A 15787-nucleotide genomic window follows, 5' to 3' on the forward strand; every position below is an offset into this window, starting at 1 on the left:
TCCCGGAAGAGGTCCGTATCCCCATGGACACCATGCGTGAGCGTTTCACCACCGTCGTCTCGCGACTGCTCGACGAGGATCCCCGGGTCGCGGTCGTGCTCGCCGAGATCGGCGCGGACGGCTTCTCCGGGGCGGCCCGCCGCCATCCCGACCGGGTCGTCAACGTCGGCATCCGCGAGCAGCTCCTCGTCGGCGCGGGCGCGGGACTGGCGCTGACCGGGCTGCGGCCCGTCCTGCACACCTTCGCCAGCTTCCTCGTGGAGCGGCCCTTCGAGCAGGTCAAGCTGGACCTCGGGCACCAGGACGCGGGCGCGGTCCTGGTGAGCGCGGCCGCCTCCTTCGACTGGCCCGCCGGTGGCTACACGCACATGGCCCCCGGGGACGTGGCTCTCCTCGACACCCTCGACGGCTGGACCGTGCAGGTGCCCGGGCACCCCGACGAGGCCGAGACCCTGCTGCGGCACGCCGTGGCGGCGGGCGACGACAAGGTGTACGTACGGCTGTCCCTCCAGGCCAACCGGGACGCGCTGCCGGTGGACGGCGAGCGGTTCCGGACGGTCCGCGAGGGAGGCTCCGGGGTCGTGCTGGCGGTCGGGCCGATGCTCGACCACGTGCTCGCCGCCACGGAGGGCCTGGACGTGACCATCCTGTACGCGACGACCGTACGGCCCTTCGACGCGGCCGCGCTGCGCCGGGCCACGCGCACCGCGGGCACCGACGTCGTACTGGTCGAGCCGTACCTGGCGGGCACGTCCACCGCGGCGGCGAACGACGCCCTCGCCGACGTACCGCACCGGGTACTGGGCCTCGGCGTGGGCCGCCGTGAGCTGCGGCGGTACGGCACGATCGAGGAACACGTCGCCGCGCACGGGCTGGACGCGCGGTCGCTGCGGGAGCGGATCGGCGCCTTCCTCACCCCCTAGGAGGGTCCGGCAGCCCCAGCGCCGGATACGCGTCGAGCAGCCGCGACGGGGCCGCCTGCCGCCAGGAGTCGGCGAGGATGTCGCGCAGTTCGGCCTCGTCCTCGATCGCGGTCAGGCGGGCGCGCACCCACGCGAACTGCGCCTCGTGGTCGGCGATCCAGAACTTCCCCGGTTCCGCCAGCACCAGTTCGTCCCGCTCCTCCTTGGGGCAGCGCACGGCGATGGAGGTCTCGTCCTCGGGCAGCGTGGCGAACATCTTGCCCGCGACCCGGAACGTGGGCATGCTCCAGGCGATCTTCTCCGTGGTGTCCGGCAGGGACAGGGCGATACGGCGTACGTCTTCGGCGTCCGGCATGACAGGCACCGTATCGGCCCGCACTGACAATCACCTGGTGGGAGCGGCCGCACCCAGCTGCTTGTAGTACAGCGTCGTCGGCCGCAGCTCCCCGCCGGGATCGGCCGCGTAGTCGGGGATGATCCCGGCCCGGGTCCAGCCGGCCGAGCCGTAGAGGCGTTCGGCGGGGCTGTCGGTCTCGGTGTCGAGGTGGAGCAGGGTGATGCCGGCCGCGGCGGCTTCCTCTTCCGCGAGGGCGAGGAGCCTGCGTCCGAGGCCGCGCCCGCGGGCGTCCCGGTGCACCATCAGCTTGACCAGTTCGGCGCGGTGGCGGGAGTTGGGCTTGTCGGGGAAGACCAGGCTGACCGTGCCGAGCACGCGGTGGCCGTCGCAGGCCGCCCACACCGCCAGGTGACCGGCGGTCACCGCGGCCGCGCGCTCCTTCCACCAGGCCACGGCCTCGGCGTGGTCGAGGGGCGCGAGGAAGCCGATGGAGGCGCCGCCGTCCACGGTGTCGACCAGCAGTCCGGTCAACTCGTCGATACGGTCCATCAGTTGGGCTTGGTCCAGGCGGGTGACGATCACGGCAGCACCACCGCCAGCACGTACCGCACCGCGTCGGGGCCGGTGCAGCGGAAGCGGGTCGGTCCCCACACGCGCAGGCGCAGGCAGTCCCCGGCGTCGAGGTGGTGCTCGACGCCTCGGGCGGTGACGTCGAGCGCGCCCTCCAGCACCCAGATGTGCTGTTCGAGGCCGGGCACGGGCGGGCGGTCGTAGGAGATGTCGGCGCCGGCGGTGAGACGTCCCTCGACGAGTTCACCGCGCAGCCCGGGGTGCGGCGGGGACACGGACCGCCGTACGAACCCGGAGGCCGGGTCCGCCCACACCGTCTGCTCGGCGCCGCGCACCAGCGGCGCGGGCTCGGCCTCGACCTCGCTGAGCAGCTGCGACATGGTCCGCCCGTACACCCCGCACAACCGGTTCAGCAGGGAGGCGGTCGGGCTGATCTCGGCCCGCTCGGCACGCGAGAGAGTCGACTTGCTGACTCCGCTGCGCTCCGCCAACTCCCCGAGGGACCAGCCGTGTTCGGTCCGCAGCCCGGCGAGCCGGGCGGCGAGACGGAGATCGACGGAGTCCACCGCGCTCTCGACCACATCGCGTTTCATATCCGGGACGATATCCCTGATGTGAAACAGAGAGGTTTCCGGAAGCTCTCCGCGGGCCGCTACGCCCCGGCCGCCTCGCCCAGCGCCTCCAGCACCGGCCGGATCAGCGGATGCGTCTCCGCCCCGCGTCGCACCGCCGCGAACACCCGCCGCGTCGGCGCCGCGCCGTCCACCGGTCGTACGACCACCCCCGCGAGGTCCATCCCGCGCAGCGCCGACCGTGGCACCAGGGCCACCCCGGCGCCCGCCGAGGCCAGGGCCACCACCGCGCGGAAGTCGTCCGAGGAGTGCTCCAGGCGCGGCTGGAAACCGGCGTTCTCGCAGGCCAGGACCACCACGTCATGGCAGGGGTTGCCCGGGTAGGGGCCGATCCACGGGTCCTTGGCGAGCTCCGCCAGCGGCACCTCGCCCGCGTCGGCGAGCCGGTGACCGGCCGGGACGACCGCGTCGAAGGGCTCGGCGTACAGGGGCACGTGGGCCAGCCGGGGGTCGTCGGCCGGCGGGGCCCCGCGGTACTCCACCGCGACCGCCACGTCGACCTGCCGGTCCAGCACCATCGGCAGACTCGCGTCGCCCTCGGCGTCCTGGACGCGCAGCTGGATGCCGGGGGCCGTCCTCGCGAGCCGGGTCACCGCGGGCGCCACGACCAGGGCGATCCCGGTCGCGAAGGAGGCGACGGTGACCGTGCCGGCCTCCCCCGCGCCGTACGCGGCGAGTTCGGCCTCCGCCCGCTCCAGCTGGGCGAGGACCGCGTTGGTGTGGCCGAGCAGGATCTCGCCGGCCGGAGTCAGCCGTACGCCTTTCGCGCCGCGCTCGACCAGCCGGTGGCCGGTCTCCTGCTCCAGGGCGGTCAGCTGCTGGGAGACCGCCGAGGGCGTGAGGTACAGCGCGGCGGCAGCCGCCGTCACCGTGCGGTGGTCGGCCACCGCACGCAGGATGTGGAGCCGCCGCGCTTCGATCATGGGATCGATTGTCTCAAATGCCCCCGTGTGCTCCGGCTCAGCTCCCGTCGAGCTCCGCGCGGGCCGCGACGAAGGCCTCCACCGCGCGGTTGACGTCCTCGGTCGAGTGCGCGGCCGACAGCTGTACGCGGATCCGCGCCTGGCCCTGCGGGACGACCGGGTAGGAGAACCCGATCACGTACACCCCGCGTTCCAGCAGCAGCTCCGCGAGCCGGCCCGCCCGGGAGGCGTCGCCGATCATCACGGGCGCGATGGCGTGGTCGCCGGGGAGGATGTCGAAGCCCTCCTCGGTCATCCGGCGGCGGAACAGGGCGGTGTTCTCGCGCAGCCGCACCCGCAGGTCGTCGGCCGACTCCAGCAGGTCCAGGACCTTCAGGGAGGCCGCGGCGATCACCGGGGCGAGTGTGTTGGAGAAGAGGTACGGCCGGGAGCGCTGACGCAGCAGGGCGACGATCTCGGCACGGGCGGCGACGTACCCGCCGGAGGCCCCGCCGAGGGCCTTGCCGAGGGTGCCGGTGATGATGTCGACGCGGTCCATCACGCCGTGCAGCTCGGGGGTGCCGCGACCGCCGGGGCCTACGAAGCCGACGGCGTGCGAGTCGTCCACCATGACCATGGCGTCGTAGCGTTCGGCGAGGTCGCAGATCTCGCGCAGCGGCGCCACGTAACCGTCCATGGAGAAGACGCCGTCGGTGACGACCAGCCGCCGGCGCGCGTCGGAGGCGTCCTTCAACTGCCTTTCCAGGTCGGCCAGATCGCGGTTTGCGTAGCGGAATCGGCGGGCCTTCGACAACCGGATGCCGTCGATGATGGAGGCGTGGTTCAGGGCGTCGGAGATCACCGCGTCCTCGGGGCCCAACAGGGTTTCGAAGACACCGCCGTTGGCGTCGAAGCAGGAGGAGTACAGGATCGTGTCCTCCTGGCCGAGGAAGGCGGAAAGGCGTGCCTCCAGCTCCTTGTGCACCTCCTGGGTGCCGCAGATGAAACGGACCGAGGCCATGCCGTAGCCCCAGCGGTCCAGGGCCTCGTGGGCGGCGGCGACCACCTCGGGGTGGTCGGCGAGGCCGAGGTAGTTGTTGGCGCAGAAGTTGAGGACCTCGCCCGGACGGCCTCCCGAGGAGACGTTCACGGTGGCGGACTGCGGGGTGTCGATCACGCGCTCGGGCTTGTGCAGTCCGGCGGCGCGGATCTCGTCGAGGGTGGCGCGCAGGTCGTCGCGCACGGAGTCGAACATCGTGGGTCCCTTGGTCAGTTGGTCCAGTCGAGGATGACCTTGCCGCCGCGGCCGCTCGCCGCGTCGGCGAACGCCGCCTCGAAGTCGCGGTGGCCGTAGCGGCCGGTGATCACGGGGGCTAGGTCGAGTCCGCCCTCCAGGAGGACCGACATCGCGTACCAGGTCTCGAACATCTCACGGCCGTAGATGCCCTTGATGGTGATCATCGAGGTGACGATCCGGGCCCAGTCGACGGGGAACTCCGCGGCCGGCAGCCCCAGCATCGCGATCCGGCCGCCGTGCGTCATGTTGGCGATCATGTCGCGCAGCGCCTCGGGGCGCCCGGACATCTCCAGGCCGATGTCGAAGCCCTCGCGCAGCCCCAACTCCCTCTGCCCGTCTGCGATCTGCCCCTCCGCCACGTTGAGCGCGAGGCTCACCCCGATCTTGCGGGCCAGCTCCAGGCGCTCCTCGCTGACGTCGGTGATCACGACGTTGCGGGCACCAGCGTGCCGGGCGACGGCCGCCGCCATCAGACCGATCGGACCGGCCCCGGTGATCAGCACGTCCTCGCCGACCAGGGGGAAGGACAGTGCGGTGTGCACGGCGTTGCCGAACGGGTCGAAGATCGCGGCCACGTCGAGTTCCACGGGAACCCGGTGCACCCACACATTGGCCGCCGGCAGGGCGACGTACTCGGCGAAGGCCCCGTCCCTGCCGACGCCGAGCCCGACCGTGGCTCGGCACAGGTGCCGCCGACCGGCAAGACAGTTGCGGCACTTCCCGCAGACGAGGTGCCCCTCGCCGCTCACCCGGTCGCCGACCTGGATCTCCGCGACATCGCGCCCGGTCTCGACGACCTCGCCGACGAACTCGTGCCCGAGGACGAGCGGGGTGCGGATCGCCTGCTGCGCCCAGCCGTCCCAGTTCCGGATGTGCAGATCGGTGCCGCAGATCCCCGTGCGCAGCACCTTGATCAGCACATCGCCGGGTCCGACGGCGGGCTCCGGGACGTCCGCGAGCCAGAGCCCGGGCTCGGCCCTCTCCTTGACCAGCGCCTTCACGCTACGGCTCCTGTGGGTGCGAGGGGTGGAAACGCCCAGCAATCTGCCGTACGGCGCCGTCCTGGTCCATCGAGGATTTCTTAAGCGGCACCACAGCTTGGCTTCACGCCTGGCGGTGGGGGGTGCGGTGACGGGTCAACTCGGGGTCTGGTGACGGGGCTTGGCGTTGGGCGGGGAGCGGCCTGGGACGGGGGGCGGTGTGGCGGGGCGTGCGGATCGCCTGGGGGCTGCGCAGCCGTCCGGGGGGGGCTGGAGGCCGGGGCGCTCGTGGAGCGGGCGCACTGGCGGCCGGGGGGAGAGGCCGGCGACGCTCGAAGGGCGGGCAGCGCGACCGCCGCTGGTTCCGGGCACTGTTCGTCGGCTGCACCCGCGCCGAATGCATCGTAGCGGGACCTTCCTGGTCGCCGCGATCGAGCAGAGGTCCCCCGCCCAGCCCAGCTCGCCGCTGGTCGCGCCGCCGCCTGCTGCTTTCTGATGCTTACGGCCCCGCTGATCCAGGGGGTCGGCATCGCCCTGCCCGCCCTGGCCAGCTTCATCGGCGTCTGCACGCTCGCCCTGACCATGGCGCCCCTCTACGGTTCCCGGGTCCCGCCACGCTGCTGACCGCCGGTACTCCGTCGGCCGCACCCTCGGCTCGCCGATCCTCGCCCCGCCGCTCCACGACGGGTGCCGATCGGCGCTCCTCCTGGCGCCGTCGCTCGACCCAGCCGCGGCGACCGTCGTCCTGTGGGTCGGATTCCCGCATCGCATGGTCATCGTGGGCCGATCGCGGAGAGAATCGACCGAGGGTGCCAGGCTCGCGCACCGCGGTCCCCGCGCCCCCGCCCCGCACCCGGCCGACTGACCTGGAGCCGCTCATGACCACCGCACGGGACCTCGCGATCGTCGCTCTGGAGGTGGCTCGCAACCGCTCCCTGGAGCAGGGTGACCTCTCGCTCGCGCTCGCGGGGGCCGAGTTGCTCGACCTGGTGGACGCCGGGGCGATCGCCCTGGACGACGACCGGATCGTGCCGGGCCCGCAGGCGGCGACGGGAGACCGGCTGCTGGACGAGGCCACCACGTCGCTCGTCCGGCAGGAGCCCTACGAGACGGTGGAGGACTGGCTGTGGCGGCGGGGCAGCGAGCTCGCCGCGGCCTACGTCGACGACCTGGAGAAGATCGGACTGACCACTCGCAGACGCGGCGGTCGCCTCCCGCTGCTCTCCGGGCGGACGGTGCCGGTCGACTCCCCGGCCCGCAGCGGCGCGGAGGAACGCCGGGCGTCGGGCGAGCCGGTCCTCGCCGCCCTGGCAGCAGCGGCCGGGGTCGACGACAAGGAACCGGAGTTCGACGAGAAACTCGTCGGAGAGGCGGCCACGACCGTGCTGGCCGCCGTCGGGGACGCGGTGATGGAGCTGGAGGCCGTACGGCAACGGCGGGCGATCGAGAGCTCCGCCTTCGACAACGTCTGGCGCGGCGGGGTGTGACGCGGCGCGGGCTCGTGACGCTCGCGGGTGGGTGAAGTCACGGGCGTCTGACGCTCACGGGCGTCTGACGCTCACCGCCTTGTGCTGCTCACCGCCCTGTGCCGCTCACAGCGGGAACCCGTCGGCCTCCCTCCGCTCCAGCCGTGCCACGAGTTCGGCCGCCGACGACTTGATGGTCTCGAGACCGGACTTCCCCCAGGTCCGCGGCTCCACGTCCTCGACGCACACCGTGCCGAGGACCATCCCGGTGGAGTCGATGAGCGGTGCGCCCAGATAGGACCGGATGCCGAACTCGTCGACCACCGGGTTGCCGGCGAAGCGCGGGTAGTCGCGGACGTCCTCCAGGGCCAACGCCTTGCGACGGACGACCACATGGGGGCAGAACCCATGGTCCCGCTCCATATAGCGGCCCACTTCCGGCTTGGCCTCGGCACCGTCCGCCGGGGCGGGAGGCCGGGCCGCAGGAATCCTGAGACCGGCGAAGAACTGCCGTTGCTCGCCGATGAAGTTGACCATCGCGTACGGCGCCCCCGTGCGCTCGGCGAGCCGCTCGGCGAAGGCGTCGAGCACGGGTTCCGGCTGCTCCCCGAGCCCCAGCAGGCGCAGCCGGCGCGCCCGGTCCGGGGCCTCCTTGTCCTCCGGGGTGAGCAGCAGCCGACCGGCCGGGCGTGGTGGGTCGTAGCTCATGGGCGGCTTCCGTCGCTGTGGACGTCGGTCATATGCGGCTCCGTGACGGTGTGTGCGGGGGTCACATGTGGGCGCCATGGCTCGGCGCGGGCGCCGGGCTGTGGGCGATGAGATGGCGTACGAGGGTGAGCAGGGTCTGCACCCCCGAACTGGAGATCCGGGCGTCGCAGCGCACGATCGGGATCTCCGGCGGCAGGTCGATGGCGGCACGGACCTCCTCCGGGTCGTAGCGGTACCCGCCGTCGAACTCGTTGATCGCGACGATGAACCCGAGTCCGCGCTGTTCGAAGAAGTCGACCGCCGCGAAGCAGTCCTCCAGCCGACGGGTGTCCGCGAGGATCACCGCGCCGAGCGCGCCCTCGGAGAGCTCGTCCCACATGAACCAGAACCGCTCCTGCCCGGGCGTACCGAACAGGTAGAGCACGTGTTCCGGATCGAGCGTGATGCGTCCGAAGTCCATGGCCACCGTCGTCTCGACCTTGTTCTCGATGCCGTCGAGACTGTCGGTCGCGGCGCTGACCGTGGTGAGCAGTTCCTCCGTGCTGAGCGGGGCGATCTCGCTGACCGCGCCCACGAAGGTCGTCTTGCCTACCCCGAACCCTCCCGCCACCAGGATCTTCAGTGCGGTGGGGAAGGGGTCAGAGCTGTCGTCGTAGTCCATCGAGCACTGCCTCCAGAAGAGCCCGGTCAGTCGGGTTGTGGGTGAACTCGGGGGGCTGGGTGGTCAGCGCCCCGCAGTCGACGAGGTCGGACAGGAGCACCTTGGTGACCACCGCCGGCAGCTTCAGATGGGCGGCGACCTCGGCGACCGAGACGGTCGCGCGGCACAGGTCGAGCGCCTGTGCGTGCTCGGGGCCGAGGTAGCCGATGGGGGTGACTCCGGTGGCCCGGACGTGCGACAGGAGGTCGAGCGCGATGGACGGCCGGGTGCGGCCGTTGCTGACCGTGAAGGGCCGCACCAGCCGCCCGGCCGCGTCGTCGAGCCAGGGCCCGTCGCCGGCCGCCGCCACGCTCAAGGCCTCATCGCCGGGGATTCGACGGCATGCTGCCGGGGCGCGGTCACCAGGTAGGGGCGGACGCTCTTGACGAGCATCGCCATCTCGTAGCCGAGCACGGCGGCGTCGGCCTCGCGTCCCGCCAGGACGGCGAGACAGGTGCCGGAGCCGGCGGTGGTCACGAACAGCAGCGTCGAGTCGAGTTCGACGACGACCTGGCGGACGTCTCCGCCGTCGCCGAAACGTGCGCCCGCGCTGCGGCCGAGGGAGTAGAGGCCGGAGGCCAGGGCGGCCATGTGGTCGGCGCTGTCCACATCGAGGCCGTGGACCGACTTCACGAGCCCGTCGCAGGACAGCAGGACCGCGCTGCTGGTGTGCGGCACACGCTGCACGAGGCCGCTCATCAGCCAGTCGAGGTCGGATACATGGCCGGTCGGCGCTTCGCTCGCCATGGTGGATCGACTCCTTGAGGTACGAAGGTCTGCGGGAGCGCTGGGGGGTGGGGTGAACGCGGGGACGGTCATCCGGCGGGTGCGCTCCCGTCGTGCCGGGGGTTGGTGCGGTCGGGTCCGAGGCCGTGCACGTCGGATATGTGGGGCCGCTCCATGGGGGTTACGTCTATGTCGGCGGACTCTGTCGTGGGTGCGGCGGCGGCCGTACGACCCGTGCCCTCACCGAAGTCGAACGCGGCGGAGGGGTCGGGGGCCGGAACGGGCCGGGACTGCAGCGGGGCGGCCACGCTGTCCGTACGGGACGGGCCGGTGCCGCTGTAGGTCTCCATGGGGGCGTGGGCCACGGGCGGCGTCGAGTCCAAGGGGGCGGAGGCCGTGTGGGCGGAGGCCGTGTGGGCGGAGGCCGTGTGGGCGGAGGCCGTGTGGGCGGAGGCCGTGTGGGCGGAGGCCGTGTGGGCGGAGCCCAGGGCACCGGACCCCATGTGGCCGCCCGCTGTGTGCGCGGAACCCAGGGCGCCGGAGTCCATGTGGCCGCCCGCTGTGTGCGCCGGGCCCAGGGCACCGGACTCCATGTGGCTGGACGCCGTATGCGCGGAGCTAGGGAGGCTGGCCTCCATGGTGTGACCGGACTCCGTGTGCGCCGGGCCCGTGTGGCTGGATGCCGACGGGTCGGTGCGGGCGGACTCCGTGTGGGGCGGAGCCGCAGGCATGGCCGGTTCCGGTTCGCCGGGCGCCGCTTCCAGGTGCTGTTGGGCTTCCGCGAGGCTGATGCCACGTTGGAAGGCCGCCATCAGTCCCGGATCGTGCCCGCCGAGGTACTCGGCGTCCTGCCGGGGCGCGGGCCCGCCGCGCAGCTGGGGCACGATGTGCTCCTGGGCGCGACGCCGGGGCAGTTGGGGCTTGCCCATGGTGCCCCGCACGGTCCCGGTGCGCGGGGTGGGAGGCGCGACCACATGCTCCGCGACCAGCCGCCGATCGCCGGGCCTGATCCCGGGCACGGCTTCGGCGGGATTGGGCCGCCGGGCCTGCGCCCCTCGCACAGGCAACGGCGCGGGCCGCCCGGACCGAGCCCCCTGCCCCGTCGCCCCGCCCCGCCCATCGCCGACCCCGTTGGCCATGGCCCGGTTGTCACCAGCTGAGGCCCTGTCGGCCCCCACTCCGTCACCACCGGCCGACACCCCGGTCCTGTTGGCGTCGACTGCGTGGCCGTCGACCGACAGCCGGGTCTCGTCGGATCCCACGGCGCTACCACCGGCCGACAACCCGTTCCGGTTGCCGCCCGCCGCATTGCCACCACCGGACGACCCGGTCCACTCAACGCCCGCTGCATTTCCAACGGACGACAACCCGGTCCGATCGACGCCTGCTGCCTTGCCACCGGCCGACACCCCCTGCTGGTTGGCGCCCGCCGCACTTCCACCGGCCGACGGCCCGTTCCGATCGGTGCCCCCTGCGAAGCCACCGGTCGAGGGTGTGACACCGTCCGGCACAACACCGCCGCCACCGACCGGGAGCGCGACACCGTCCGGCACAACACCGTTGCCGTCCGTCGACCGCCAATTCCCGTCCGGTGAAGCTCCGTTGCCAACAGGCGACGATCCGACCCCATTCAGAGCAGCTCGGTTGCCGCCCCCAGCCGACCCGATCCCGCCTGGTCCCGATCCACCACCACCCGACGCTCGACCACCGTCCCCCGCCGCCCCCTCGACACCACCGGTCACACCTGTCCCACGCTCACCGGCGCCCCCGGCCCCGGACTCGCGCACACCAACGCCCGACGCACGCCCACCCCGCCCAGGTCCACCACCCGCGCTCTCCGCCCCGGCATCAGCCACCGCCCCCCGTCCATTCACCGCACCCCGCGCCCCCGCCCCGCCACCACTCGCCGACGGCATCACACGGCCGTTGCGGTTCGCCCCCGCGCCGCCCCGGCCATCCCGTGGCCCCAGGTCCCCCCCGGAACGCGGCTCCGCGGGTGCACCCCGGTGCCGTGCCGCGGGACCGGGCCGCGACTGCCCCGGACTCCGCGGGGGCGCATCCGCGCCCGCCCCCACCGCCCCCGGCGCCGCCCCCAACAACGCCTGCGGTACGACGAGAACGGCCTGCACCCCGCCGTAGATGTTGGTCTGGAGCCGCACATGGATCCCGTGCCGCTTGGCGAGCTGTGACACCACGAACAACCCGATGCGGCCGTCCGCCAGCAGGCTGGCCACATTCACCTGATCGGGGTCCGTCAACAGCGCGTTCATGCGGTGCTGTTCGGCGACCGGCATACCGAGCCCACGGTCCTCGACCTCGACCGCGAGCCCCGACGTCACGAGGTTGGCCCGCAGCAGCACCTGGGTGTGCGGCGCCGAGAACACCGTGGCGTTCTCGACGAGTTCGGCCAGCAGATGGATGACGTCGGCGACGGCGTGCCCGCGCAGCGTGCCGTCGATCGGCGGCACCAGTTTGACCCGCGAGTACTGCTCGACCTCGGCGATCGCCGAGCGCAGCACCTCGGTCATGGAGACGGGGTTGCTCCACTGCCGACGCGAGACGGCGCCGCCGAGCACCGCGAGGTTCTCGGCGTGCCGCCGGATCCGGGTCGCGAGGTGGTCGACGTGGAAGAGCCCCTTGAGCAGGTCGGGATCCTCGATCTCGTTCTCCAGCTCGTCGAGGATCGAGATCTCCCGGTGCACCAGCGACTGAAGCCGCCGCGCGAGGTTGACGAACACCTCCAGCTTCTGTTCGCTGCCCGCCTGGCTGGAGAGCTGGGCGGCCTGGACGACGGCGGTGACGGCACCGTCGTGCGCCCGTGCAAGGTCGGCGGCGAGCAGTTCGAAGTCGTCGGCGTCGTCGGGCGGACCGCTGCGCGGACCCCGCCCCGGCGGGACCTCCCCGCGCCGCAACCCCTCGACCAGCGTCCGCAGTTCGGCCTCGCTGCGCGCGCTGCTGCGGCGCAGCGCGCCCACCCGGTCGCTCACCGTCTTCGCGGCTCGGTCGGCCGCCACCGCGGCGATCAGGATGCCCGCGAGCGTGACCGAGACCGCGCCGCCGAGGACGCCCCACAGGACAAGGCTGGGGCGGGCTCCGGTGGAGCGGACGGTGAACAGGACGGCCGCGCAGCCGCTGAGGGCGACCGCGATCGGCGGGAGCACGGCCAGCCGCAACAACTGCGGCCGTATGTGCGTCTCCGGCAGCGAGGGTGCGGGGCGGGCGACCTGCCGCCCGTGCCGCCCGCCCTCACGGCGGTCTGCGCGCGCGGCCGGTGCACGGAGGTGAGACATCGGTGTCCTTGTGCTGGTCCGTCGGTCCTGATGGCCGGAGGGCCCCGGGCTGACCCGCCCGGGCCGGCGGGCCGCGGCGCGCGCCCCTGCGGGCTGCCGGGCAGGGGGTGTCGGGGTGGGTGCGGCGGCGCGTTCGTCGGTCACCGGCGCGTCCCCTCCCTCCTCCCCGCCCCCGCGGCGGTCTGCCGTGGGCATGCGTCGTGGCGTACCGGTCGAGAGAACCGAATACTTCAACCCCTCGTCGCCCGGCGGACACTCACAGTAGTCGCCAACGCATCATGTGCGAGCGGCAGTTGACAAAGTCCCCCGGGGAGCGTCCCACTCTGGTATGAGCCCTCGCACGACAGAGCGACAAGCCGACCGGCGGGGCGCCCCCGAACGAGTGATTACCGATCAGCCCTGGTCAGAAGAGTTCACGAACACACGACGAGGCCTCAGGACGCCCGGGCGCGTCGGTCATCACATCAGCCGCTTTATCGCGTACGACCACCCACGGAAGCCCCTTCGGACCATTGGCCCAAGCCTTCCCCACCGTCACTGAACGTGTCCGTCACCCCTGACCGCCACGGCCCCCACGCCACGACCCACACGCCACGAGAAACGCACAAAAAGGGGTGCCGCGCGCCCCCAACGGAACCCTCGCCCCGCCGCGACCACCCGACACCCCATGCCCCAACGCACAGCGCCCGACAAGCAACGCTCAGCCGTCAGCCCTCAAGCACAGCCTCCGGTTCCCCCGTGGCCGTGGGCAACGCCTCCCACCCCCCGGCCGGCGCCTTCGCCACCGCCCGCCACCAGGGATCCACCACCGGAACCGCCCCCGGCTCGAACGGCTCCCCCGGCCGCGGCGAAGCCATCGCGACCCCGGCCTTGTGCGCCAGCAGCATCGTCTGCTCAGCCGGCTCCGCCCACGGATGCGTCGCGAGATTGAACGTCCCCCAGTGAATCGGCAGCAACACCCCCCGCCCCGCGTCCCCGCCCTGCAGGTCCAGATGGGACCGCAGCGCCTCGTCGGGGGTCATGTGGATGTCCGGCCAGAATTCCGAGTACGCACCGAGCTGGATCATCGTGGCGTCGAAGGGCCCGAAGGCCGCGCCGATGTCCTTGAAGCCGTCGAAGTACCCGGTGTCACCGCTGTGGTACACCCGGTGCTCCGCACTGGAGACGACCCAGGACGCCCACAGCGTGTGCTGGGTGTTCCGCAGTCCGCGCCCGCAGAAGTGCCGGGCCGGTGTGGCCGTCAGCGTCAGCCCGGCGACCTGCGTGGACTCGTGCCAGTCCAGCTCGCGCAGCCGGTCCGCGGGCACGCCCCAGTGCTCCAGGTGCGCTCCGACCCCGAGCGGCACGGCGAAGACGGTGTCCGTCCCGGCGAGTGCCTTGATCGTGGGCATGTCCAGGTGGTCGTAGTGGTCGTGGGAGATCACGACCACGTCGACCGGTCCGATCGCGGCGATCGGCAGCGGCACGGGGTGCAGCCGCTTGGGCCCGGCGAAGGGGAAGGGGGAGCACCGCTCACCCCAGACGGGGTCGAACAGCACCCGCCTGCCGTCGATCTCGGCGAGCACGCTGGAGTGGCCCATCCAGGTCAGCCGCAGTCCGGTGGCCGGCGGCTTGGACAGGTCGGCGAGTGTCGTGGGGTGCACCGGGATCCGGCCTTCGGGAGCCCGCCGGGGCCGGCTGTCGCCGTCGAAGAAGACCTTGGCGAAGTCCAGCGGCGACGCGTCGGGGCGGACCCGCGTGGGCTGTCCGCCGGGGTTCTGGAAGACGCCGTCCTTGAAGTGGGGGGATCTGCGGATGCGCGCCATGCGCTCACCGCTCGGGTCCGCACCGAAGGCCGCGGGCTGCACCGCGCGGAGCCCGGAGCTCAGGGAACGGAAACCGGTCACGGTACCTCCATGTGGCGAAGCTGAGGCATCCATTATGGTCCGCCCCGCTGACAGAGCCGGGGTCTACCCGGTCACATGCGTAAGGACGCCGTGGGACGGGTTCACGTTGACAGGGCGGACCCCGATGCCAATACTGACTGATCATTCAGTAACCCGCCGCCGCCCCCGGAGCCCGTGTGACCACCCCCCTGCTGTCGCTCACCTGGACCGACCACGTCACCGGCCGCCACGGCTTCCTGGTCGTCGACCGGCTGGTGCGGGGCGTCGCCAGCGGCGGTCTGCGGATGCGCCCGGGCTGCACGCTGGACGAGGTCACCGGACTCGCCCGGGGCATGACCATGAAGGAAGCCCTGCACTACGACCCCGCCGCGCGCTACGTCCCGCTGGGCGGCGCGAAGGGCGGTATCGACTGCGACCCCCGGGACCCGGAGGCGTACGGCCTCCTCGTGCGCTACCTGCGCGCCATGCGGCCGTACGTCGAGAGTCTGTGGACGACCGGCGAGGACCTCGGTCTCAGCCAGGACCTGGTGGACCGGGCGGCCGCGGAGGCGGGCCTGGTCTCCTCGATCCAGGCGGTGTACCCGCTGCTCGACGACGAGGCCGCGGCCCGGCGGCGGCTCGCGGACGCCTTCGCCGTCGAGGTGGACGGCATCGGCCTCGACGAACTGGCGGGCGGCTGCGGGGTCGCCGAGTCGGTGCTCACGGCCCTGGACCGGGCCGGGGTGCCGTACGCGGGCACGCGCGTGGCCGTTCAGGGGCTCGGCACCATGGGCGGGGCCACGGCCCGCTTCCTCACGCGCGCGGGGCTCACCGTGGTGGCCGTCGCCGACATCAAGGGCACGGTCTTCAACCCCGCCGGCCTCGACGTCGAGGCACTGCTCGCCGCCCGGGACTCCTACGGCACCGTGGACCGCTCGGTGCTGCGCCCCGCCGACCGCGAGCTGCCCGGCGACGCCTGGCTGTCGGTCGACGCGGAGGTGCTGGTGCCCGCGGCGGTCTCCTACACGGTCGACACCGGCAACCAGGCGCGGATCCGGGCCCGTTGGATCGTCGAGGCGGCCAACATGCCCGTCCTGCCCGCGGCGGAGGCGATGCTGGCCGCGCGCGGGATCACCGTGCTGCCGGACGTGGTGGTCAACTCCGGGACGAACGCCTGGTGGTGGTGGACCCTGTTCGGTGACATCGGCGCGGACGCGGACGAGGCCTTCGCACACCTACGGCGTTCCATGCGCGCCCTGGTCGAGCAGTTGCTGGCGCGGGCGGAGACGGACGGCATCTCGCCGCGCGCCGCCGCGCACGCGCTGGTCGCGGACCGGTTGCCGGTGATCGCGGAGCGGTTCGGCTGGTACCGCTGACCCCGACCCGGCCGG

16 protein-coding genes are annotated in these 15787 nt (G+C 72.7%); 4 read left to right on the forward strand and 12 right to left on the reverse strand.

Annotation, left to right across the window (positions count from 1 at the left end):
- Positions 1 to 23: 23 nt before the first annotated feature.
- Entirely contained in the window at positions 24 to 923 is a 900-nt protein-coding gene (locus OHN19_RS06310; protein WP_330263195.1) for a transketolase, read from the forward strand.
- Here the strand turns inward: OHN19_RS06310 and OHN19_RS06315 are convergent.
- Genes OHN19_RS06315 through tdh form a run of 6 tightly spaced genes read right to left on the reverse strand, consistent with a single transcriptional unit; the run spans position 913 to position 5662 of the window.
- Positions 913 to 1278: an MmcQ/YjbR family DNA-binding protein gene (locus OHN19_RS06315; protein ID WP_330263196.1), complete on the reverse strand. Its 366-nt coding sequence runs from the start codon at positions 1276 to 1278 to the stop codon at positions 913 to 915. The two genes, OHN19_RS06310 and OHN19_RS06315, sit on opposite strands and share 11 nt — an antisense overlap.
- Positions 1279 to 1308: 30 nt before the next feature.
- Complete coding sequence (locus OHN19_RS06320) at positions 1309 to 1842, reverse strand: GNAT family N-acetyltransferase (RefSeq protein WP_330263197.1); 534 nt, start codon at positions 1840 to 1842, stop codon at positions 1309 to 1311.
- A complete protein-coding gene (locus tag OHN19_RS06325; RefSeq protein ID WP_330263198.1) occupies positions 1839 to 2423 on the reverse strand; it encodes a helix-turn-helix domain-containing protein in 585 nt (194 codons plus the stop codon). The genes OHN19_RS06320 and OHN19_RS06325 overlap by 4 nt, the downstream gene beginning before the upstream one ends.
- Positions 2424 to 2482: 59 nt before the next feature.
- Positions 2483 to 3385, reverse strand: a complete 903-nt coding sequence (locus OHN19_RS06330; RefSeq protein WP_123764482.1) for a LysR family transcriptional regulator — start codon at positions 3383 to 3385, stop codon at positions 2483 to 2485.
- A gap of 37 nt (positions 3386 to 3422) precedes the next feature.
- Positions 3423 to 4619 carry a glycine C-acetyltransferase gene (locus tag OHN19_RS06335; protein WP_330263199.1) on the reverse strand — a complete coding sequence of 399 codons (1197 nt, stop codon included), beginning with the start codon at positions 4617 to 4619 and terminating at the stop codon, positions 3423 to 3425.
- 14 nt (positions 4620 to 4633) lie between these two features.
- Positions 4634 to 5662 carry an L-threonine 3-dehydrogenase gene (gene tdh, locus OHN19_RS06340; RefSeq protein WP_330263200.1) on the reverse strand — a complete coding sequence of 343 codons (1029 nt, stop codon included), beginning with the start codon at positions 5660 to 5662 and terminating at the stop codon, positions 4634 to 4636.
- A 474-nt stretch (positions 5663 to 6136) separates the two neighbouring features.
- Between tdh and OHN19_RS06345 the strand changes: the two genes are divergently transcribed.
- On the forward strand, positions 6137 to 6265 hold the full coding sequence (locus OHN19_RS06345) for a hypothetical protein (RefSeq protein ID WP_330263201.1): 129 nt from the start codon (positions 6137 to 6139) through the stop codon (positions 6263 to 6265).
- Positions 6266 to 6519: 254 nt separating this feature from the next.
- Entirely contained in the window at positions 6520 to 7128 is a 609-nt protein-coding gene (locus tag OHN19_RS06350) for a GOLPH3/VPS74 family protein (protein ID WP_330263202.1), read from the forward strand.
- A 105-nt stretch (positions 7129 to 7233) separates the two neighbouring features.
- Here OHN19_RS06350 and OHN19_RS06355 read toward each other — a convergent pair whose 3' ends face one another.
- From OHN19_RS06355 to OHN19_RS06380, 6 genes are all read right to left on the reverse strand, one after another.
- On the reverse strand, positions 7234 to 7815 hold the full coding sequence (locus OHN19_RS06355; protein WP_330263203.1) for a GAF domain-containing protein: 582 nt from the start codon (positions 7813 to 7815) through the stop codon (positions 7234 to 7236).
- Positions 7816 to 7876: 61 nt separating this feature from the next.
- Positions 7877 to 8476, reverse strand: coding sequence for a GTP-binding protein (locus OHN19_RS06360; RefSeq protein ID WP_007386183.1), 600 nt, complete (start codon positions 8474 to 8476; stop codon positions 7877 to 7879).
- On the reverse strand, positions 8454 to 8825 hold the full coding sequence (locus OHN19_RS06365; RefSeq protein WP_330263204.1) for a DUF742 domain-containing protein: 372 nt from the start codon (positions 8823 to 8825) through the stop codon (positions 8454 to 8456). Before OHN19_RS06365 ends, OHN19_RS06360 begins: the two co-directional genes overlap by 23 nt.
- A gap of 2 nt (positions 8826 to 8827) precedes the next feature.
- Positions 8828 to 9262: a roadblock/LC7 domain-containing protein gene (locus OHN19_RS06370; RefSeq protein ID WP_123764475.1), complete on the reverse strand. Its 435-nt coding sequence runs from the start codon at positions 9260 to 9262 to the stop codon at positions 8828 to 8830.
- Between the two features lie 68 nt (positions 9263 to 9330).
- Positions 9331 to 12531 (reverse strand): ATP-binding protein, encoded by a 3201-nt coding sequence (locus OHN19_RS06375; RefSeq protein WP_419249507.1) that lies wholly within the window; start codon positions 12529 to 12531, stop codon positions 9331 to 9333.
- A 707-nt stretch (positions 12532 to 13238) separates the two neighbouring features.
- Positions 13239 to 14417 (reverse strand): MBL fold metallo-hydrolase, encoded by a 1179-nt coding sequence (locus OHN19_RS06380; RefSeq protein ID WP_330263205.1) that lies wholly within the window; start codon positions 14415 to 14417, stop codon positions 13239 to 13241.
- Between the two features lie 176 nt (positions 14418 to 14593).
- On the opposite strand from OHN19_RS06380, the gene OHN19_RS06385 reads away from it, so the two are divergent.
- A complete protein-coding gene (locus OHN19_RS06385) occupies positions 14594 to 15772 on the forward strand; it encodes a glutamate dehydrogenase (RefSeq protein ID WP_330263206.1) in 1179 nt (392 codons plus the stop codon).
- Positions 15773 to 15787: the final 15 nt, after the last annotated feature.

The organism is Streptomyces griseorubiginosus, from assembly GCF_036345115.1.
GTDB classification, from domain to species: Bacteria; Actinomycetota; Actinomycetes; order Streptomycetales; family Streptomycetaceae; genus Streptomyces; species Streptomyces griseorubiginosus_C.

Bases quoted from the DNA above. Each gene is read 5' to 3' on its own strand.
- OHN19_RS06310 (WP_330263195.1), top strand. From the start codon at position 24: ATGGACACCATGCGTGAGCGTTTCACCACCGTCGTCTCGCGACTGCTC.
- OHN19_RS06315 (WP_330263196.1), bottom strand. From the start codon at position 1,278: ATGCCGGACGCCGAAGACGTACGCCGTATCGCCCTGTCCCTGCCGGAC.
- OHN19_RS06325 (WP_330263198.1), bottom strand. From the start codon at position 2,423: ATGAAACGCGATGTGGTCGAGAGCGCGGTGGACTCCGTCGATCTCCGT.
- OHN19_RS06330 (WP_123764482.1), bottom strand. From the start codon at position 3,385: ATGATCGAAGCGCGGCGGCTCCACATCCTGCGTGCGGTGGCCGACCAC.
- OHN19_RS06335 (WP_330263199.1), bottom strand. From the start codon at position 4,619: ATGTTCGACTCCGTGCGCGACGACCTGCGCGCCACCCTCGACGAGATC.
- OHN19_RS06345 (WP_330263201.1), top strand. From the start codon at position 6,137: ATGCTTACGGCCCCGCTGATCCAGGGGGTCGGCATCGCCCTGCCCGCC.
- OHN19_RS06350 (WP_330263202.1), top strand. From the start codon at position 6,520: ATGACCACCGCACGGGACCTCGCGATCGTCGCTCTGGAGGTGGCTCGC.
- OHN19_RS06355 (WP_330263203.1), bottom strand. From the start codon at position 7,815: ATGAGCTACGACCCACCACGCCCGGCCGGTCGGCTGCTGCTCACCCCG.
- OHN19_RS06360 (WP_007386183.1), bottom strand. From the start codon at position 8,476: ATGGACTACGACGACAGCTCTGACCCCTTCCCCACCGCACTGAAGATC.
- OHN19_RS06370 (WP_123764475.1), bottom strand. From the start codon at position 9,262: ATGGCGAGCGAAGCGCCGACCGGCCATGTATCCGACCTCGACTGGCTG.
- OHN19_RS06375 (WP_419249507.1), bottom strand. From the start codon at position 12,531: ATGTCTCACCTCCGTGCACCGGCCGCGCGCGCAGACCGCCGTGAGGGC.